This is a genomic window from Sinomonas cyclohexanicum (assembly GCF_020886775.1).
GTDB classification, from domain to species: domain Bacteria; phylum Actinomycetota; class Actinomycetes; order Actinomycetales; family Micrococcaceae; genus Sinomonas; species Sinomonas cyclohexanicum.
Map to the genome: position 1 here is coordinate 3,377,333 of NZ_AP024525.1, position 18,498 is coordinate 3,395,830.

Consider the following 18,498-nt stretch of genomic DNA (forward strand, 5'->3'; position numbering starts at 1 on the left):
CCGACCGTTCGTTCTATAAAGATTCTCATCCGGTCCCCCTCGGGTCAACCTCTGTGACCTCAGCCCGGAACCGGGCGGGCGCCGAGTTCGTTCTTGCCCTTGATGCTCCGTTCGTCCTCCGTCACCCCAGCCAAGCCGCGGCGTTTCAACCGATACACGCTCGCGGACGCGCTCGCCGTCGTGCTCTACCTCGGCCTGCCCGCGGCGCTGATCCTGCTCCCCCTCGACCGGTTCTCGTGGCTCACGCGGGACCCGATGTTCGGCTCGTACCTGCTCAACCTCGCCCTGTACGCGGCGGTGTTCATCGTGGCGGTCATCGCCGCACGGCACTACGTGGCCCGGGACGCGCGGATCCTTGCCACGAGGCCGTGGTTCACCCTCGGCATCCTGCCTCTGCTCCTCGTGGCGATGCTCGTGGTGACCGCGATCGTCGTGGCCGCGGCCGGGGGCGTCGAGGTGTCCGTGAACCAGACCGGACTCGAGGACATGACGGCGCACGTGCCGTGGTGGCTCACCGCCCCGCTGCTGGTGCTCGTGGGGCCGTTCGTGGAGGAGTACATCTTCCGGCACCTCATGATCGGCAAGCTCAGCCAGTACCTGAACCGGTGGGTGTGCTACGCGGCGTCGGTGGTACTGTTCGCAGCGCTGCACATCGCGGGCCGCGAGGCCATCACGTTCCAGGCGCTCGCACCGTACCTGGGGCTGGGGCTCGTGCTCGTGTTCGCGTACGCGTGGACGGCCAACAACCTGATGTTCAGCTACTCCCTGCACGCCCTGAAGAACCTGCTGTCCGTGGTGCTCATGTACACCGTGGACCTCAGTTCGCTGACCTCGTAGGACCCCGTGAGCAAGCGCATCCTCCTCATCCCGCTCGGCATCGTCGTGGCGGTGATCCTCGCCGTCGTGATCGGCGGCCCGATCATCACCTCGGCCATCAGGCCCAAGCAGGTCGATCCGTTCAGCATCACCGCCGCCGCTGGCTCCGGGGGAAGCACGACGCCGCGCCCCGCCGGCGCGGACAACGGCACCTGGGCATTGGGCAGCGGCTCGCAGGCCGGGTACCGGGTCAACGAGGTGCTCAACGGCGAGTCCTTGACCGTGGTGGGGCGCACCGACCAGGTCACCGGCTCGGCCGCCGTCGCGGACGGGAAGCTCACCGCCGCGAACGTGGTGGTCGAGGCCGGAAGCATCGCGACGGACAACGCCGGCCGCGACAACTACTTCCGCTTCACGGTGATCTCCGCCGGCAAGTATCCGCAGGCGACCTTTGCTTTGGGGGCACCCGTCACGTTGCCCGAGATCGGCGGAACGCCCGTGTCGCTCACGGTCCCCGGCACGCTCGCACTGGCCGGGGCGAAGCACACAGTCACCGCGGACCTGAAGGTGGTACGCGACGGCGCAGGCATTGCCGCCGTCGGCTCCATCCCGGTCGCGGTCAGGGACTTCGGCATCGACCCGCCGAACCTCGGCTTCGTCAAGGTCGAGGACCACGCGACCGTCGAGTTCCGGGTGAACCTGACGCAGAACGGCTGAGCGCCCGCCAGTCCACCGCCATCTCGGCAACCCCCAGCTGGGCAACCCCAACTGGGCAACCCCCATCTGGGGGTCACCTCCTGACGGCCAGCTTCTGGGAGTCAGCTTCTGGGAGTCACCTCCTGACGGTCAGCTTCTGGAAGTCAGCTTCTGGAAGTCACGTCCGTGCGGTCGGCTCGTCCCCAGCTATAACCTTCAACCCACGGCGTGTCGGGCCTTCTTGTCGGCGTGTCGGGCGTTAGGCCTCTCCAAGGCTGGGGAGCTCGCGACACACAGTCCGCAGGATGTGCCACCCAGGAGGTGACTCCCAGAAGCTGACCCTTAGGCGGGGGGTCAGTGGTGGGCGTGGAGGCGGCCCGCCGAGGCCACAGGCTCGAGTAGGAGCCGGCGGTGGCCCCGGCGGCCGACCCCGCCGGCGCCGTCCCCCACGTCTCCGAGTCCGTCGAACCAGCGGGCCAGTGCCCGGTCGTGGCTGGCCACCACGAGGGTCCCCCGGTACCGCGTGAGCGCCTCCTCGAGTTCGCCCACGAGGAGCGGCGCGAGGTGGTTGGTCGGCTCGTCGAGGAGCAGCAGCTCGGGCCGGCCGGCAAGGAGCCGCGCCAGGGCGAGCCGCCGGTACTGGCCCGCGGAGAGCGAGCCCACGGGCACGAAGAAGTCCTGCACCCGGAACAGGCCCGTGTGCATGAGCGCCTCGGCGTGGTCGTCGAGGTCACCGGGCAGACCCGCGGCGTAGGCGGCCAGGAGCCGGGCGTCGGGATCAGCGGGCGCAGCGAGCTCCTGCGGGAGGAGGCCGACGACGGCGGGACGCCGCCCGCCGTCGTGCGCCACCGTCGCACTGGCCGCCCCCTCGCAAGGGACCGTCCCGGCAAGCAGCCCGAGAAGCGTCGACTTCCCAGCCCCGTTCGGCCCGGTCACGAGGAGACGGTCCCCGGGCGCGAGCGAGAGGTCCACGGGCGCGAGCCGCCCCGCCACCCCGGCGCCGGCCAGCACCACGGAGGCGCCGGCGGCCACGTCAAACGCCGCCGCCAGGTGCAGGGGGCGAGGCGGGGGCAGCACCGGATCCGCCTCGAGGCGCCGCAGCCGCTCGCGGGCCGAGCGGATCTGGCTCTCCACCGCGGCGGAGACGCGCTGGCCGAAGTAGTTGTACCCGGCCTTGTCGTTGTCCGTCATGCGCCCGTAGGCGACCCGCTCGGTGACCGTCGCGGCCTTCTCGCGTTCTCGCTCCTTCGCCGCGAGCCACTCGGCGTACCGGCGTTCCCAGTCGCGCCGCTCGCGCGCCTTCTCGGCCCGGTACCCTGCATACCCGGCGCCGTAGCGGCGCACAGAACGCGTGTCGGCGTCGACCTCGAGGATCACGCGGGCAAACCGCTCGAGGAAGTCGCGGTCGTGCGAGACGGCGACGACGATCCCCGGCCGCGCCGCGACCTCCGCCTCGAGCCACGCGAGCGCGCCCGCGTCGAGGTGGTTGGTGGGCTCGTCGAGGAGCAGGATCGGCGCCGGGTCCGCGAGCGCAAGCGCAAGGGCGATCCGCTCGGCCTCGCCACCGGACAGGCTCGCGAGCGCCCGGTCGCGGCCCGCGCGGACCAAGTGGCCCACGCCGAGCCGCTCCAAGGCAATCGCGGCGGCCACCTCAGTGCGCACGACGGCGCTCCCCGCCTCGTCGAGGTCGGGGTCCTCGCCGCCGGGCTCACCGCGCTCCGCCGCCAGCGCCGCAGCGACCCGCTCCGCGCCGGCGGCGAGGATGCCGCCGACGGTCGCGGCGCCGTCGTACGTCTGGGCGAGGCGGGAGGCGCGGCCGTGCACGGCGACCGTGCCCGCCTCGGGCAGCTCGTCGCCGGAGAGCAGGCGCAGGAGAGTGGACTTTCCGGCGCCATTCTCGCCGACAACGGCGACGCGCTCGCCCTCGGAGATGACGAGGTTGACGCGGTCGAGGAGGAGCCGGTCGCCGTAGCCGTGGCTGACCTCCGTAACGGTGATGTGGAGGGACTCACGGTGGGGCGCGCCGTCGCGGAGCTCGGGACGGCTTGCGTGGAATCGGTTCAGGGGTGCAGGCATGCTGGGCTCGCTTCGCGGCTCGGGGCACGCACGTGCCTGGGGCGGAGAGGGGATGGGGAAGCGGTCAGCGGAGCATGCCCTCTAGCGTGGCGGGGGCGGTGTGCCCTGTCAAGCCACTGGGCCGCGGCGTGCAGCACACACTGGCCTCATGGGAGTCCCGCGGCGGAGAAGACCTGATTGATGAGGGCGACGAGTCCGTTGGCCAAGGCCTGCACCTCGCCGTCGGAGTGAGCGAGGTCGGTCGCTTCCACCGTGACGGTGCCTCTGCGGGCCCCCATGATGACGTGGATCTCGCCGGTCCCATCCGAGAGCCGGTAGGTGAGGACGTAGGCTGCATCGCCCCCTGGGCCCTCGGCCAGTTGCTGGATCGAGGACCACGGCCTTTCGTGTGCGCCCGGTAGGACGTTCTCGGTGATCGATGGGCAGTCCCGCAGCGCCGAGGCCCTCCCGTCGAAGGGGTAGGGCGGCGTGACCGACTCGGCCATGCTGATGACCGTCAACATGGTCCACGACTTCACAGACCCGGAGAACGTGGCCGTAGCCATCGACGAGCCAGCCAGGCCCGAGAGGTAGGCGGCGTCGTCGTAGGTGCAGCGGTCTGGGGCCGACGTGGCACCCGGGGACCTGACGAGCTGGGCCTGGACCATCGGAGTGCTTCCGCCGGGCCCCGCGATGCCCTTGAGCAGACTTGCGAGCTGCTCAGGCGTGCGCGAATTGGGTGCCGGGGCGCTCACCGTGGGGGCATTGCTGGCCGCCTGGTCGATCAGCTCACGAGCCACCCCCGCCATCGAGTCCACCGCTGTCTGGGCGTCGGCATCCGAGGCAACGCTCAGAGAGAGGGTAATGGACAGGGTTCCTGCTAGCACCGCGAGCCCGGTTCCCGCCATGTCCCCGGGGTTCCGTGGCTTCGGTGTCCGCAACGTCGCGAAGGCCTTCTCGCCGATCTGCGGGGCCTGCAGCATCTGGACACCGGAGGTCAGCGTGCCCGATCCCTCGGTGTACGTGACGTCGAACTGCCGGCAGCTGGACGCGACCTCGTCCGAGTAGACGAACTGCGAGGTCCTGAGCGCGTCGCGTGCCGCACTCCGGACGGTGAACATGACGGTCGAGGTGGGCCCACCCGCGGTGCCCGCTGGCGCAATCGCGCCCATGGCGAAGTTCACGCTCTTGTCCGCCGCGGTGGCCTGCATGTCCCTCTCCACGAACGTCTGGCACTCGCCGGGCGCGACGGCGGTCGTCTGCGTTGGCACCGGGTTGGTGGTGAACGCGATGCGCAGGCGTTGGGTGTCCTGCGCGGCGTACGGGAGGCCGCGCTTCTCGGCGACCCGATTGACCAGGGCCATGAGCTCCTGGTCGGTGAAGACCTTCGTGGGCAGCCCGGCCGCTGGGGCCACTGAGGCCGACTGCGTGGGAGTGGGCCCGCTGGTCCCGCCTGGTGTGTCCGATCCGGCAGAGCATCCGGCCACGACCAGCACCGACGCCATGAGGGCCGCGATCCAGCCCGCACGGATCGTGGACCCCGCACCTCTCCCGGAGTGCCGGCGCCCCAACTGCACGCTGCCTTCGCGGATCGCATCCATGGTCCGGCACCTCCCTCGTCCGGTATCAGCGTGGCCGCTTCCGAAGGGCCCGGGTAGAGCCCTTCGCCCCGCATGCTCCGCTTGCCCGTGACCGCAACGCTGCGGACCCAAACTGTCCGCTTCGGCCTTCCGCCCGCAGCGGCGGAAACCTACCGTGGGGCCATGGCATACAGATTCCAGGTGGTCGTGGACAGCCGCGACCCGCACGCGCAGGCCGACTGGTGGGCCGAGACGCTCGGCTGGACCGTCGAGCCCAGTGACGAGGACTTCATCCGCAGCATGGTCGCCCAGGGCTATGCGACCGAGGCGGAGACCGCCACGCACCACGGCGTCCTTGTCTGGGCCAGTGCGCAGGCCATCTGCCCGCCGGACCAGGTCGGCAGCAAGGAGCGGCAGCGCTTCCTGTTCCAGGCCGTCCCCGAGGGCAAGACGGTCAAGAACCGCGTGCACTGGGACGTCCGGCTCGACGGCGACGACAAGGACGCCGTCCGGGCCAAGCTCGAGGCCCGCGGCGCCACGTTCCTGTGGGAGGGCCACGAGGGCCCGCACGGCTGGTACACGATGGCGGACCCGGAAGGGAACGAGTTCTGCATCTCGTGAGCCGGTAGGCTCGCTGGCGTGCACTCTCTGGGTTCTGTCCGGTGACGCCGCTCGCCTGGGCGTTCGCCGGGCTCGCCGCCGTCGCGGCGGTCATCGACTGGCGGGCGACGGCGCGTGGTGCGGTCGCCGCTCGGCACCGCACCAAGCCCGCCCCGATGGTCCTGCTGATCGCCGCGGCGGCGTCGGTCCAGCCGTGGCATGGGTGGACCCAGATGTTCATCCTCGCGGCGTTCGCCGCCTCCCTGGCCGGTGACCTCCTGCTGCTGCCCGGCCGCCCCCTCGCGCCCGGCCTTGCGGCGTTCCTCGTGGCGCACGTGGCGTTCATCCTGGCCTTCTCCGGGCGAGCCGAGACGGTCGCTGGGTCGCTGTTCGGCGCGGCGTTCCTCGTGGTGCTGCTGCCCCTGACCGTGCCGACGCTCATGCGGGGGGTCCGGGCCACGGAGCCCCGGATGATCGCACCAGTGGCGGTCTATATGGCGGCGCTGTGCGCGCTCGTCATCGCAGCCGGGACCACCGGGTCGCCGTGGCCCCTGCTCGGGGCGATCGTGTTCCTCGTCTCCGACCTCATGATCGGCTGGCGCGAGTTCGTCGGGCCCATCCGCGCGGAGTGGCACATCATGGCCACGTACCACGCCGCGCAGTTTGCGTTCCTGGCCTGGCTCGCGGGGCTCGCCGGGTAGCAGGTCTCGCCGGGTAGCGGCGCTCCCCTCAACCGCCGCGACTCAGTACCCGAGCGACTGTGCCGCCGCGCGCAGTGCGTCGGCCGAGCGGGCGAGGCGCGCCAGCTCACCGTCGTCCATCGGAACCTCGAGCACCCGCCGCACGCCGCCGGCACCCACCACGGACGGCAGGCTCAGCGCAACGCCGTGGATCCCGTACTGGCCGTCCAGCACCGTGGAGACGGGCAGCACCGCGTCCTCGCGGCCCAGCACGGCCTCGACGATCCGCGCGGCGGAGAGGCCGATCGCGTAGTTCGTGGCGCCCTTCCCCTCGATCACGCGGTAGGCGGCGGTGCGGACCTCCTGAGCGAGCTCGTCGAGGGACTCGGGGGTGAACGCGGGGGCGCCGTCCGGCCCGGCCCAGTCCCGCAGCGGCACGCCGCCGATCGTGGCGCACGCCCACAGCGGGAATTCCGTATCGCCGTGCTCTCCCACGATGTACGCGTGGACCGACGCGCGGGACACCCCGACGCGCTCGCCCACGAGCCAGCGCAGCCGGGAGGTGTCCAGGACGGTGCCCGAGGCGAACACCCGCCCCGCCGGCAGCCCCGAGATGCGCTGCGCGGCGACCGTGAGCACGTCGCACGGGTTGGTCACGAGCACGTACACGGCATCCGGCGCGTGCTCGAGCAGCGCCGGAAGGAGGCCCTCGAGGATGCCGGCGTTGGTGCCTGCGAGCTCGAGGCGCGTCTGGCCCGGCTTCTGCTTCGCCCCGGCGGTGATCACGACGACGTCCGCGCCGGCCGCGAGCGCCACGTCCGTCCCGCCCGTGATGCTCGACGCCCCGGTGAACTGGGTGCCGTGCGCGAGGTCGAGCACCTCGGCCTCCACCTTGGCCGCGTCGATGTCGTAGAGGACAACCTCGCGGGCCGATCCGCGGATGAGGGCGGCGTACGCCGCAGAGCTCCCCACCGCGCCGGCGCCGACCACCACGAGCTTGCCTGCCTGTGCCACCATGAGCCCAGACTAGACTCTTCTGACGTGACCACTTCCGCCCTGCCAGATCGCCATGGCCTGCCCGAGTCCGTCTCCGACACCTTCGACCCGACGCGCTGGCGCGTGGTCGAGGGCTTCGACTTCGAGGACCTCACGTACCACCGGCAGGTCGAGCGGGACAGCAGCGGCGCCGTCGTGCGCGATCTGCCGACGGTGCGGATCGCGTTCAACCGCCCCGAGGTGCGCAACGCGTTCCGGCCCGGCACGGTGGACGAGCTGTACCGCGCGATGGACCACGCCCGCATGACGCCCGATGTCGCCACGGTCCTCCTCACGGGCAACGGCCCCTCCCCCAAGGACGGCGGCCATGCGTTCTGCTCGGGCGGCGACCAGCGGATCCGGGGGCGTGACGGATACCGGTACACGGTACCGGTCAAGGACGGCGATACGGCCGAGACGATCGACCCGGCGCGAGCGGGGCGCCTGCACATCCTCGAGGTCCAGCGGCTCATGCGGACCATGCCGAAGGTGGTCATCGCGGTGGTGAACGGCTGGGCGGCCGGCGGCGGCCACTCACTCCACGTCGTCTCGGACCTCACAATCGCCTCCCGCGAGCACGGGAAGTTCAAGCAGACGGACGCGACCGTCGGCTCGTTCGACGCCGGCTACGGCTCGGCCCTGCTGGCCCGGCAGATCGGGCAGAAGAACGCCCGCGCGATCTTCTTCCTAGCCCGCGAATACTCGGCCGAGGACATGGTCGCGATGGGCGCGGTCAACGAGGCCGTGGAGCACGCCCGGCTCGAGGAGGTCGCGCTCGAGTACGCCGCGGACATCGCCCGCCAGTCCCCGCAGGCCATCCGCATGCTCAAGTTCGCGTTCAACCTCGCCGACGACGGCCTGGCCGGCCAGCAGGTCTTCGCCGGGGAGGCCACGCGCCTTGCCTACATGACCGACGAGGCCGTGGAGGGCCGCGACGCGTTCCTGCAGAAGCGCGACCCTGACTGGTCCCCCTTCCCCTACTACTTCTGACCGACCGGCCCGCGGGGACATGACCCCTCAACGGCCCGCCAGAGACCCCGCAACGAGAGGTGACCGTGAACCTGGACCCCGTCCTCAAGGCCCTGGCCGCCGCCTTGGCGGGCGAGGGGCCGGCCATCGAGTTCGGCACGTCGGAGACGGCCCAGGACCGGACGGAGACGCACGACGACGCGTGGCGGCCCTGGCTCCCGTCGGAGGCTGCCGCTGAGCTGCCCGAGGGGACGGCCGTCGTCGTGCGCACGTCCGGTTCGACTGGAACGCCCAAGGCGACCGCGCTGACGGTCGACGCGCTCGCGGCGTCCTCGATGTCCACAGCGATCGCGCTCAAGGACGAGGGGCAGTGGCTCCTGGCGCTCCCGCTCCAGTACGTCGCGGGCGTGCAGGTCCTCGTCCGCTCGCTCTACGCGGGCACGCGGCCGTGGGCCATGGACCTCTCCGGGGGCTTCACGCCCGAGGCGTTCGCGGACGCCGCCGAGCAGCTCACGGACCCCATCCGCTTCACCTCGCTCGTGCCCACGCAGCTGCGGCGGCTCCTCGACGACGGCTCGCCCCGGGTGCTCATCGCGCTCGCGCGCTTCAAGGCGGTCCTGCTCGGCGGGGCCCCGATCCCGCCCGGCCTCCTCGAGCGGGCCCGTGAGGCGGGCGTGCGGGTGGTCACGACGTACGGCTCGGCCGAGACGTGCGGCGGGTGCGTGTACGACGGCGAGCCGCTGCCGGGCGTCGAGGTGCGGCTCGACGAGGGCCGCGTGCTGCTCGGCGGGGACGTGGTGGCGGCGGGGTACGTGGGCGACCCGGAGCGGACCGCCGAGCACTTCCGCACCGACGAGGACGGCCAGCGCTGGTATCTCACCTCGGACGTCGGCGAGTTCGCCGAGGACGGGCGCCTGCGGATCCTCGGGCGGGCCGACGACGTGGTCATCACCGGCGGCGTGAAGGCCTCCGCCGCGCGCGTGGCGGCCGAGATCGACTCCATCGAGGGCGTCCGGGAGGCGTTCGTGGCCGGCGTCGAGGACCCGGAGTGGGGGCAGGCGCTCGCCGCGGCCGTGGTTCTGGCTCCCTCAGGGGCCCCGCGCGAGGCGACGCTCGCCGCTGTGCGCGCGGACGCCGTCGTGCGCCTGGGGAAGCTCGCCCCGAAGACGTGGCTCGTCCTCGACGCGCTCCCCCACCTGCCCAACGGCAAGCCGGACCGGCGGTCGCTCACCGAGCTGCTGCGCGCCGCGCACGGCCGCAGCTAGCTCCACACCCGACCAGCGCCCACCCACCCGTCCCTGGAGGAACAGAACACGTGGCCACACTCGCCCAATGGATCGACGGCTCGCGGCCGAGGACCCTGCCCATGGCGGTGGCGCCCGTGGTGATCGGCAGCGCCGCCGCGTACGGGCTCGGCGCGTTCAAACCGGTCAACGCGGTCCTCGCCGCCGTCGTGGCACTGCTGCTCCAGGTGGGCGTCAACTACGCGAACGACTACTCCGACGGGATCCGCGGAACCGACGACAACCGGGTGGGGCCGTTCCGGCTCACCGGGTCCGGAGCGGCGGCGCCCGCGGCGGTCAAACGGGCGGCGTTCGCGGCGTTCGGCGGCGCGATGGTGTTCGGCCTGATCCTCGTGATCCTGTCTCAGGCATGGTGGCTCCTCCTCGTGGGCGCCGGCTGCGTCGCGGCCGCCTGGGGGTACACGGGAGGGAAGAACCCCTACGGGTATCTGGGGCTCGGAGACGTCTTCGTGTTCGTGTTCTTCGGCCTCGTGGCCACCCTCGGCACCACGTACACGCAGGCGGGGACGCTCAGCGCGGCCTCGTGGGTCGGCGCCGTGGGGACCGGCCTCATCGCGGACGCCCTGCTCATGGCCAACAACGTCCGCGACATTCCGACGGACACGGAGTCCGGAAAGCGGACCCTCGCCGTGCGCCTCGGCGACCACCGCGCGCGGCGGGCCTACGCGTGGATGCTCGGGATCGCGGTCCTCGGCCCCCTCGTGCTCGCGCCGTGGAACCTCTGGACGCTGATCGTCCTGCTGCTCGTGCCCGCGTGCCTCACGCCCGTGTGGATCATGCTCGGCGGGAAGAAGGGCCGCGATCTCATCCCCGTCCTGCAGCAGACCGGGTTCATCAACCTCGGCTTCGCGGGGCTGTTCTCGCTCGCGGTCGTCCTCGGGGTGCTCGTCTAGGAGCGCTCCTAGGAGCGTTCCTCCTAGGAACGGTCCGTCGTCGAGCCGTCGGGTCCGTCCTCTTCGGGACGCTGCGCCGTGTCGAAGCGGCCCTCGTAGCCCTCGTCCTCGGCGCGCTGTGCGTCATCGATGGCGTCCTCCTCCTCGGCGTCGTAGCGCTCCTTCTTGGAGCGCACCTCCTTGCGACCGCTGAAGACTTCGCGCACCTCCCCGGCGGCGGCGTTGCGTTGACGGGAGAAGAACAGGAAGTTGAGCGCGAACGCGATGATGACCGCGAAGACCGCCGAGAAGATCACCCCGATCTTCAGCACCATGAACAGCGCAAACGGCACGACGAACAGGACAGTGCGGAGCAGGAAGTACTTGAGGGATGCCACTGGACGAGTTTACTAAAATGGACCTATGATCCGCGTTCTTCCTTGGCTCGTCGTCCTGGTCGTCTGGCTGTATGGCATGGTCGACTGCGCGATCAGCGACCGCCGGGGGGTGCGCGGAGGGATCTCCAAGACCCTCTGGTTCCTCATTGCCGTCATCCCCGCGGTCGGCGCGGCACTGTGGTTCATCTACGGACGCCCCCGGGGCACGACGCCGCCCCGCACCGGGGGCGACAAGGGTCGCCGCCCGGTGGCACCGGACGACGACCCTGACTTCCTGCGCGGCCTCTGAGGCTGTCGCTGCCCTTTTCCCGCCCTACTTCTTCGCGCTCTTGATGAGGTTGTCGGCGTCATTCTTGAACGCCGCGGCTGCGTCCTGGGCGCTCGCGCGGCCGAACAGGACGTCCGTCGCGTGGCGTCCCAGCGCGTCGGCGACCTTACTCGTGCCGACCGGCGGCACCACCGGCGTCGGGCCCATGTCCGGCTTGATCGCGGTGAGGAAGCTCAGTGCCGCATTGTCGGTCGGCGTGAGCAGCGGCTTGATCGCCTCTTGGATCGCGGGCGAGGTCGAGAAGCCGCGCTCGGTCGTGATCACCTTGGCCACGTCAGTGCTGTTGACGAGGTAGTTGATGAACGTCGCCGCCTCGGCCGGGTGCTTGGAGCGGGACGACGCAGACCAGTACATGGAGGGCTTGTAGAACAGCCCGTTGCCCTTCGCCTTGCCGTCCTGGCTCGGCATGCGCAGGATCTTGATGTCGCTGCCAGTCGCCTTCGTGAGCGCGCCCAGCTGGTTGGTCCACCAGAACGAGAGGGCCGTCTTGTTGGTGGCGGCCAGAGTCTGCTCGACCGCCGCGCCGATGTCCTCCTGGGCCACGCTGGCCGGCGGAGCCGCCTTGGCGTCCCCGAGCTTCTTGAGGAAGTCGAGGAAGGAGGCAACGCCGTCGACCGTGAATCCGGTGTTGCCGTCCGCGGTGTAGAGGGACTCGCCGCGCTGGCGCAGCCAGATGCTCAGGCTGCTGTCCGTGAGGCCGTAGGAGGACCCGTAGTTCGCTGCCCCGCCCTTCGACGCGCCGGCGGCCACGGCCTGCGCCGTCTTGAGGAAGTCGTCCCAGGTCCACGTGGTGTCGTCTGGGAGCGGGACGCCCGCGGCCTGGAAGAGCTTGACGTTGGCGAACACGCCGAGCGCGTTCTGGCCGGTGCTGATGCCGTAGAGCTTGCCGCCGTACTGGCCGGCGTCGAGGGTGGGCTGGTCGATCCCGGAGGTGTCGAGCTCCTTCTGCTTCGACAGGTCGAGGAGGGCGCCGCGCCCGCCGTACTCGGCGATGTAGGCGAGGTCCATCTGGATCACGTCCGGCGCATCGTTGGCCGCCGTCTGGGTGGCGAGCTTGTCCCAGTAGCCGGACCACACGCCTGGCTCGGCCTGGATCTTGATGTTCGGGTGCTCCTTCTGGAACGCGTCGATGGCCTGCTGGGTCTGCTTGTTCCTGACGTCATTGCCCCACCACGTGAAGCGCAGCGTCACAGAACCGTCGGCGTTCTCGCTTCCTCCCCCGGTGCCGCACCCGGCGAGCAGTCCTGCGGCAGCAGTCCCTGCGAAGAGCTGTAGCGCTGTGCGGCGGGTCAGAGTCGTCATTGTCTCTCCAAGGTCCAGACGGGGATGGGGGGTCGATACCGATGTTGCCTGAGAAATCGGTTTCTGTTTCACTGAGTATGTCCGAGGTCACATCCGGCGTCAAGAGTTTAGGAAAACGCATTCCACCCGACATTCCGGGGTCTTGACGGCGAGCCGACGGGAACCTACCTTGGCGTGAAAGCGCATTCCAAGCACGAGGAGGAAGCCATGCCGCAGCAAGGCACAGTACGAGCGGTTCTGCACAGGACCGCATCTTTGAAAGGATACAAGCAGTGAGCGCCCTCGCCGAGCTCGGCGGCCTCGGCAAGAAGGCTCCGGCGCGGGGCAAGGGCGGCCCGGAGGGGTCCCGCGGGCGCCGTCTCACCACCGCGAAGGACAACCGCGCGGCCTTCATCTTCCTCGCGCCGTGGATCGTGGGGCTCGTGTGCATCACGGTCGGGCCGATGCTCATGTCCCTGTACCTGGCGTTCACGGACTACAACCTGATCCAGGACCCGAACTTCATCGGCGCGGACAACTTCACCCGAATGCTCGGGGACCAGCGCTTCTGGAACTCCCTCGGCGTCACGCTCACCTATGTGGTGATCGGCGTCCCGCTCCAGCTCGGCCTCGCCCTGCTGGTGGCCCTCGCGCTGGACAAGGGCCTGAAGGGCCTGGCGTTCTACCGTTCCGTGTTCTACCTGCCGTCCCTGCTGGGCTCCTCGGTCGCGGTGGCGATCCTGTGGAAGCAGATGTTCGGCACCTCGGGCCTGGTCAACCAGCTCCTGGCCTTCTTCGGAATCCACGGCCCGGGCTGGATCTCGGACCCGAGCACCGCGCTGGGCAGCATCATCCTGCTGCACGTATGGACCTTCGGCTCGCCCATGATCATCTTCCTCGCTGGCCTACGGCAGATCCCCACCATGTACTACGAGGCGGCGGCCGTCGACGGTGCCGGCCGTTTCACCCGCTTCGCGAAGATCACACTGCCGCTGCTGAGCCCCATCATCTTCTTCAACCTCGTCCTGCAGATCATCGGGGCATTCCAGTCCTTCACACAGGCGTTCATCGTCTCCGGCGGCACCGGCGGCCCCTCTGACTCGACGATGTTCTTCACCCTCTACCTGTACCAGCGCGGCTTCGGCCAGTTCGACATGGGCTACGCCTCAGCTATGGCCTGGGTCCTGCTGATCATCGTCGGCGCATTCACCGCCATCAACTTCTACGCATCGAGATTCTGGGTGTTCTATGACGACTGAAGCAGCCCCGCAGACCATGCCCGGTACCGACGCCGGGCCGTCCACGGTCCCCGCCCCTACCCCGCGGCGCAAGCGCCGCACCGGCGGCGACCTCGCCTTCACGACCCGCGGACGCCTCCGCGGCGTCGGGAAGCACGTGCTCCTCATCGCCGCGGCGATCGTCATGATCTACCCTCTGCTGTGGATGCTCGTCTCGTCCTTCCGCCCGAGCGACGACGTCTTCCGTGCCCCGGGGCTCTGGCTGACCGAGGCCCACCCCGAGAACTACGCCAACGGCTGGAACGCCCTCACCTCGCCGTTCGGCACGTACCTGCTGAACTCGACCATCGTGGTCCTGGGGTCGATCGTGGGCAACCTCGTCTCGTGCTCGATGGCCGCGTACGCGTTCGCAAGGCTCGAGTTCTGGGGCAAGAAGTGGTTCTTCGGCGCGATGCTCATCACGATCATGCTGCCGATCCACGTGATCATCGTCCCGCAGTACATCCTGTTCTCGCAGCTGGGCTGGGTGAACACGTTCGCGCCCCTCATCGTGCCCAAGCTGCTGGCAACGGACGCGTTCTTCGTGTTCCTCATGGTCCAGTTCATCCGCGGCATCCCCCGCGAGCTCGACGAGGCAGCCAGGATCGACGGCGCCGGCCACCCGAGGATCTTCCTGCGGGTCATCCTGCCCCTCATGACCCCCGCCCTGGCCACGACGACCATCTTCACGTTCATCTGGACGTGGAGCGACTTCTTCAGCCAGCTGATCTACCTGACCTCGCCGGACGTGTTCACGGTCCCCGTCGCCCTGCGCGCGTTCGTCGACGCACAGTCCAGCACCGACTGGGGCTCCATGTTCGCCATGTCCGTCGTGACCCTCCTGCCGGTCTTCTTCGCCTTCCTCATCGGCCAGAAGTTCCTCGTCAAGGGCATCGCGACCACCGGCATCAAGTAGCAGGTCCCGGGACTGAAGAAGCCCGCGCCGCCGCCTCGTGGATGAGGCGGCGGCGCGGGCTTCCTGCGCGCAGACGCGGCTCAGCCGCTCACGCCCGCGTAGGAGTGCAGGCCCGAGAAGTAGATGTTGACCACGGTGAAGTTGAAGATCACGCACAGGTAGCCCACGATCGACAGCCACGCGGCGCGCGCGCCGGTCCAGCCGCGGGTAGCGCGGGCGTGCAGGTAGGCCGCGTAGACCACCCAGATCACGAAGCTCCAGACTTCCTTCGTGTCCCAGCCCCAGAACCGGCCCCAGGCCTTCTCTGCCCAGATGGAGCCGAACATCACGGTGAGCGTCCAGCCCACGAACGCGATCGTGTTGATGCGGTAGGACAGCGCCTCGAGCGTGAGCGAGCTGGGGACCAGTCGCATGAACCGGCCCGTATCCGGCGCACCGCCGGCGATCTTCGCCTCGCGCCGCCCCTGGATGAGCTGCAGAATGGACATCGAGAACGTGAGCGTGAACAGCGCCGAGGAGAGCACGGCGATGGACACGTGGATGACGAGCCAGTAGCTCTGCAGTGCCGGGACGAGGTGGCCCACCGGGACGTAGAACGCGACCGCCGCGGCGACCATCATCACCACCGCGAGGCCGAGCACGAACGTGCCGAGGAACCGCAGGTCGCGCCTGATCAGCACGACGAGGAAGACGGCCACGACGAGGAACGCACCGGTCGTGCAGAACTCGTACATGTTGCCCCACGGGACGCGGCCCGCGGCGATGCCACGCGTGAGCACGCCGGCGGCATGGATCACGAGGCCCAGGATGCTCAGGGCCACGCCCACGCGCGCGGCCTTGCGGCGCGAGCGGTACTTGAGGTCAGGGTCGGCGACCTCGACGGTGTCGGCGCCGGAGCCCTTCCCGGCGGACGACGGCGCGTGCCCGCCCCCGCCCGAACCCGCGCCCTTCGCGGTCGTCGCCGCACCGGCGAGGGCCGGCTCCTTCACCGCCGCGGCGGCCTTCGTGGCAGTGTTGTTCTGCTTTGCCAAACGCGCGGCGTCGTGCTGCGCGACCTTGCCGCTCGTGGCCATGTCCCACGCAAACGCGAGGAACGCGACCACGTAGGTTCCCGCAGCGAGGAGCATGAACAGCTCGCTGTAATCACCAAGCAGGAAATTGATGGGGGGCATCAGGAGTCCTTCTGCGTACTGGGCGTCGTGGTCTGTGCGTCTGTGGCTTCGGCGTTCTTAGTCTGCTCGGTCTGCGGCACCTCGGGAACACCCCAGGCGCGAGCGAGGGCCGCGCGCACCGCCTTGCCCTCGGCAACGAGGCCGCCATGGTCCTCGCCGCGGGTGATGAGGCCGTACTCCACCATGGTGCGCCCGTCCTCGTGCCTGCCCACGCGGACCCAGAGCCGGCGGCGTGTCAGGAACAGCGAGCAGATAAGGCCCGCGAGGGAGAAGAGGGCGAAACCGAGCGCCCACTCCTGGCCGGGGTTGTGGTGGATGTCGAGGGCCACGTACCGCTTGAGGCCGTCGAAGCTGATGGACCCCTGTCCGTTCGGCAGCGAGTAGGACTGGCCCGCGCCGAGGACGATGCCGCCGGCGGGCTTGTCGCGGCCGTTGACCTGGGTGAGCTTCGCGACGTCGAGCGCGTAGACGTTCTGAGGCGTGCCCTTGTCGAGACCGAGGTCGCCCACGTAGGAGTTGAGGTTGAGCTGGACGTTGAGCGGGTCGGGGTCGGCGCTGAACGCCACCCCGTTGGCGCCCTTCTCCGCAGTGGGGAGGAAGAAGCCCACGAACCCGAGCTGGGTGGGCTTGGCGTCGGGGGCCTTGATGACGATCGTCGAGGTGTACACGGGGTCGGTGGGGATCGACGGGACGGGGCCCTGGTAGGCGATGTTCCCGTCGCCGCCCCGCACCGTGATGACGGGGGCGTACCCGTTGCCGACGAGGTACACGTTGGTCCCGCCGATCGTCACCGGGTCATTGACCTTGAGGTCCTGCTGCTTCTCCGGCGCGTCCGGCGAGTCCTTCGTGGTGACGTGGGCGGTGAAGTCGAGCGGCTGGCCGAACTGCTTGGTCGACTCGCGGTCGTACCGCACGTCGAACTTGTCGAGCCGGAGCGAGTACGGCGCGAGCCAGCCGGACTGGAAGTTGGTGCCGGGGTTGAACGTGTCGTAGCCGACGAGCGTGTTCACGAACGTCTCCCCCTCCACGAGCGTGCGCTGGCCGCTGTAGCCGAAGAGCCCGCCGGCCGCGACCGAGATGAGCACGCCCACGAGGCCAGTGTGGAAGCAGAGGTTGCCGAACTCCTTGAGGTACCCCTTCTCGGCTCCCACGGAGTGGAACGACGGGTGGAGCGACGAGTGGAGCGACGAGTCGAGCGACGACGCACGGTCCCCGGGACGGACGTCGACGCGGTAGCCGCGCTTCTTCAGCAGGGCCGCAGCTTGTTCGGCGGCGGCAGCAGGATCGAGGTCCTGCTCGGCCGGCACCACGAGCGTGCCATAGGCAGGCAGCCTGCTCAGGCGCGCCGGCGTCCGCGGCGGTTTGGACCGCCACGACTTCCAGTGCGCGATCGAGCGCGGGATGATGCAGCCGATCAGCGAGATGAACAGCAGCAGGTACACCGCAGAGAACCAGACGGACGAGTACACGTCGAACATCTGGAGCTTGTCGAGGATGGGCCCGTAGTCCGCGTGGTCCTTGAGGTACTGGGTCACGACCGCGGGGTTCACGGGGCGCTGCGGGAACAGCGAGCCCGGCACGGCGGCGACCGCCAGGAGCAGGAGCAGGAACAGCGCGGTCTTCATGCTCGTCAGCTGGGTCCAGGCCCAGCGGAGCATGCCGAGGGGGCCGAGGGACGGAAGCGCGACGTCGGTGCGCTTGGCCTGCTTTCCGCGCCCCTTGGAGGGCTTGGTCCCCTTCTTCGGGTTCTGGGTTGTCGTTTCGGTCATCAGACAGGCAGCTCCACAGTTCCGATCCAGATCTGCACTTGGCTGATCCAGTAGGTCCAGACCCCGGAGACCATGAGGACTCCGACGAGGATCAACAGCCCACCGCCCGCAGCCTGGAGGGCGCGGCGGTGCTTCTTGAAGAACGCCATCGCCCCGAGGCCGCGCCGAATCCCCAAGGCGATGAGCAGGAACGGCACGCCGAGGCCGAGGCAGTAGACGAAGGTCAGCAGTGCGCCCTTGTAGGCGCTGGGTCCGTCCGAGAACGCGAGGACCTGCACAGCCGCGAGGGTCGGGCCGATGCACGGGACCCAGCCGAGTCCGAACGTGATGCCGAGCAGCGGCGCACCCCACAGGCCGGCGGGCGGACGGGCGTGCACGCGTGCCTCGCGCTGGAAGATGCCGAGCCCACCCATGAAGACGATGCCCATGAGTACCACGACGATCCCGAGCACCCGCGTGAGCCACCCGGAGGAGATGGCGAGCCAGCTTCCCAGGCCGCCGAAAACCGCCCCGGTCGCGACGAACACGACCGTGAACCCGAGCACGAAGAGCGCGATCCCGGCCACCATCCGTCCGCGCCGCTGCTTGGCGAGGTCGACGCCGGTCAGCCCGGTCACGTAGCCGAGGTAGCCGGGGACGAGCGGGAGGACGCACGGGGAGAGGAACGAGACGATCCCCGCGATGAGCGCCACGGGGAGGGCGAGCAGGAGGGAGCCATTGAGGACGGTGTCGCTGAAGATCCCGCCCACG

The 18,498-nt window shown here is 69.8% G+C and carries 18 protein-coding genes; 10 read left to right on the forward strand and 8 right to left on the reverse strand.

The genetic code is table 11. The features are described from left to right. The first annotated feature begins 102 nt into the window (after positions 1 to 102). Entirely contained in the window at positions 103 to 837 is a 735-nt protein-coding gene (locus tag SCMU_RS15995) for a CPBP family intramembrane glutamic endopeptidase (protein WP_229230094.1), read from the forward strand. A gap of 6 nt (positions 838 to 843) precedes the next feature. Next, on the forward strand, positions 844 to 1,533 hold the full coding sequence (locus tag SCMU_RS16000) for a YceI family protein (protein WP_229230095.1): 690 nt from the start codon (positions 844 to 846) through the stop codon (positions 1,531 to 1,533). Between the two features lie 333 nt (positions 1,534 to 1,866). Here SCMU_RS16000 and SCMU_RS16005 read toward each other — a convergent pair whose 3' ends face one another. Both SCMU_RS16005 and SCMU_RS16010 read right to left on the reverse strand, forming a co-directional pair. Continuing rightward, positions 1,867 to 3,588: an ATP-binding cassette domain-containing protein gene (locus SCMU_RS16005; protein ID WP_229230096.1), complete on the reverse strand. Its 1,722-nt coding sequence runs from the start codon at positions 3,586 to 3,588 to the stop codon at positions 1,867 to 1,869. Between the two features lie 146 nt (positions 3,589 to 3,734). After that, entirely contained in the window at positions 3,735 to 5,168 is a 1,434-nt protein-coding gene (locus SCMU_RS16010) for a hypothetical protein (RefSeq protein WP_229230097.1), read from the reverse strand. Between the two features lie 162 nt (positions 5,169 to 5,330). On the opposite strand from SCMU_RS16010, the gene SCMU_RS16015 reads away from it, so the two are divergent. Next, the gene (locus SCMU_RS16015; RefSeq protein WP_229230098.1) at positions 5,331 to 5,768 is read left to right on the forward strand and encodes a VOC family protein; all 438 of its coding nucleotides are present in this window, start codon (positions 5,331 to 5,333) and stop codon (positions 5,766 to 5,768) included. Between the two features lie 41 nt (positions 5,769 to 5,809). After that, positions 5,810 to 6,448 (forward strand): lysoplasmalogenase, encoded by a 639-nt coding sequence (locus SCMU_RS16020; RefSeq protein WP_229230099.1) that lies wholly within the window; start codon positions 5,810 to 5,812, stop codon positions 6,446 to 6,448. 42 nt (positions 6,449 to 6,490) lie between these two features. Here SCMU_RS16020 and SCMU_RS16025 read toward each other — a convergent pair whose 3' ends face one another. Further along, positions 6,491 to 7,444 carry an L-lactate dehydrogenase gene (locus SCMU_RS16025; protein ID WP_229230100.1) on the reverse strand — a complete coding sequence of 318 codons (954 nt, stop codon included), beginning with the start codon at positions 7,442 to 7,444 and terminating at the stop codon, positions 6,491 to 6,493. Positions 7,445 to 7,468: 24 nt separating this feature from the next. Here SCMU_RS16025 and SCMU_RS16030 point away from each other — a divergent pair, with 24 nt between their 5' ends. From SCMU_RS16030 to SCMU_RS16040, 3 genes are all read left to right on the forward strand, one after another. Continuing rightward, on the forward strand, positions 7,469 to 8,452 hold the full coding sequence (locus SCMU_RS16030) for a 1,4-dihydroxy-2-naphthoyl-CoA synthase (RefSeq protein ID WP_443020160.1): 984 nt from the start codon (positions 7,469 to 7,471) through the stop codon (positions 8,450 to 8,452). A gap of 65 nt (positions 8,453 to 8,517) precedes the next feature. Further along, positions 8,518 to 9,696 (forward strand): AMP-binding protein, encoded by a 1,179-nt coding sequence (locus SCMU_RS16035; protein ID WP_229230101.1) that lies wholly within the window; start codon positions 8,518 to 8,520, stop codon positions 9,694 to 9,696. Positions 9,697 to 9,746: 50 nt separating this feature from the next. Beyond that, positions 9,747 to 10,628, forward strand: coding sequence for a 1,4-dihydroxy-2-naphthoate polyprenyltransferase (locus SCMU_RS16040; protein WP_229230102.1), 882 nt, complete (start codon positions 9,747 to 9,749; stop codon positions 10,626 to 10,628). Between the two features lie 23 nt (positions 10,629 to 10,651). Here the strand turns inward: SCMU_RS16040 and SCMU_RS16045 are convergent, their stop codons facing one another. Beyond that, positions 10,652 to 11,005 (reverse strand): DUF4229 domain-containing protein, encoded by a 354-nt coding sequence (locus SCMU_RS16045; RefSeq protein WP_229230103.1) that lies wholly within the window; start codon positions 11,003 to 11,005, stop codon positions 10,652 to 10,654. A 25-nt stretch (positions 11,006 to 11,030) separates the two neighbouring features. Here SCMU_RS16045 and SCMU_RS16050 point away from each other — a divergent pair, with 25 nt between their 5' ends. Beyond that, positions 11,031 to 11,294 (forward strand): PLDc N-terminal domain-containing protein, encoded by a 264-nt coding sequence (locus tag SCMU_RS16050; protein ID WP_229230104.1) that lies wholly within the window; start codon positions 11,031 to 11,033, stop codon positions 11,292 to 11,294. A 24-nt stretch (positions 11,295 to 11,318) separates the two neighbouring features. Here the strand turns inward: SCMU_RS16050 and SCMU_RS16055 are convergent, their stop codons facing one another. After that, positions 11,319 to 12,635 (reverse strand): ABC transporter substrate-binding protein, encoded by a 1,317-nt coding sequence (locus tag SCMU_RS16055; RefSeq protein ID WP_229230105.1) that lies wholly within the window; start codon positions 12,633 to 12,635, stop codon positions 11,319 to 11,321. Between the two features lie 272 nt (positions 12,636 to 12,907). Here SCMU_RS16055 and SCMU_RS16060 point away from each other — a divergent pair, with 272 nt between their 5' ends. Together SCMU_RS16060 and SCMU_RS16065 are read left to right on the forward strand one after the other, a co-directional pair. Then, entirely contained in the window at positions 12,908 to 13,873 is a 966-nt protein-coding gene (locus tag SCMU_RS16060; protein ID WP_229230106.1) for a carbohydrate ABC transporter permease, read from the forward strand. Beyond that, entirely contained in the window at positions 13,863 to 14,807 is a 945-nt protein-coding gene (locus SCMU_RS16065) for a carbohydrate ABC transporter permease (RefSeq protein WP_229230107.1), read from the forward strand. The genes SCMU_RS16060 and SCMU_RS16065 overlap by 11 nt, the downstream gene beginning before the upstream one ends. Positions 14,808 to 14,887: 80 nt before the next feature. Here SCMU_RS16065 and ccsB read toward each other — a convergent pair whose 3' ends face one another. The 3 genes from ccsB to SCMU_RS16080 are packed head-to-tail and all read right to left on the reverse strand — an operon-like array spanning position 14,888 to position 18,497. After that, positions 14,888 to 15,979: a c-type cytochrome biogenesis protein CcsB gene (ccsB, locus tag SCMU_RS16070; protein ID WP_229230108.1), complete on the reverse strand. Its 1,092-nt coding sequence runs from the start codon at positions 15,977 to 15,979 to the stop codon at positions 14,888 to 14,890. Continuing rightward, a complete protein-coding gene (gene resB / locus SCMU_RS16075; RefSeq protein ID WP_229230109.1) occupies positions 15,979 to 17,748 on the reverse strand; it encodes a cytochrome c biogenesis protein ResB in 1,770 nt (589 codons plus the stop codon). Before resB ends, ccsB begins: the two co-directional genes overlap by 1 nt. Next, a complete protein-coding gene (locus SCMU_RS16080; RefSeq protein WP_229230110.1) occupies positions 17,748 to 18,497 on the reverse strand; it encodes a cytochrome c biogenesis CcdA family protein in 750 nt (249 codons plus the stop codon). The genes resB and SCMU_RS16080 overlap by 1 nt, the downstream gene beginning before the upstream one ends. Between the last annotated feature and the right edge of the window lies 1 nt (position 18,498).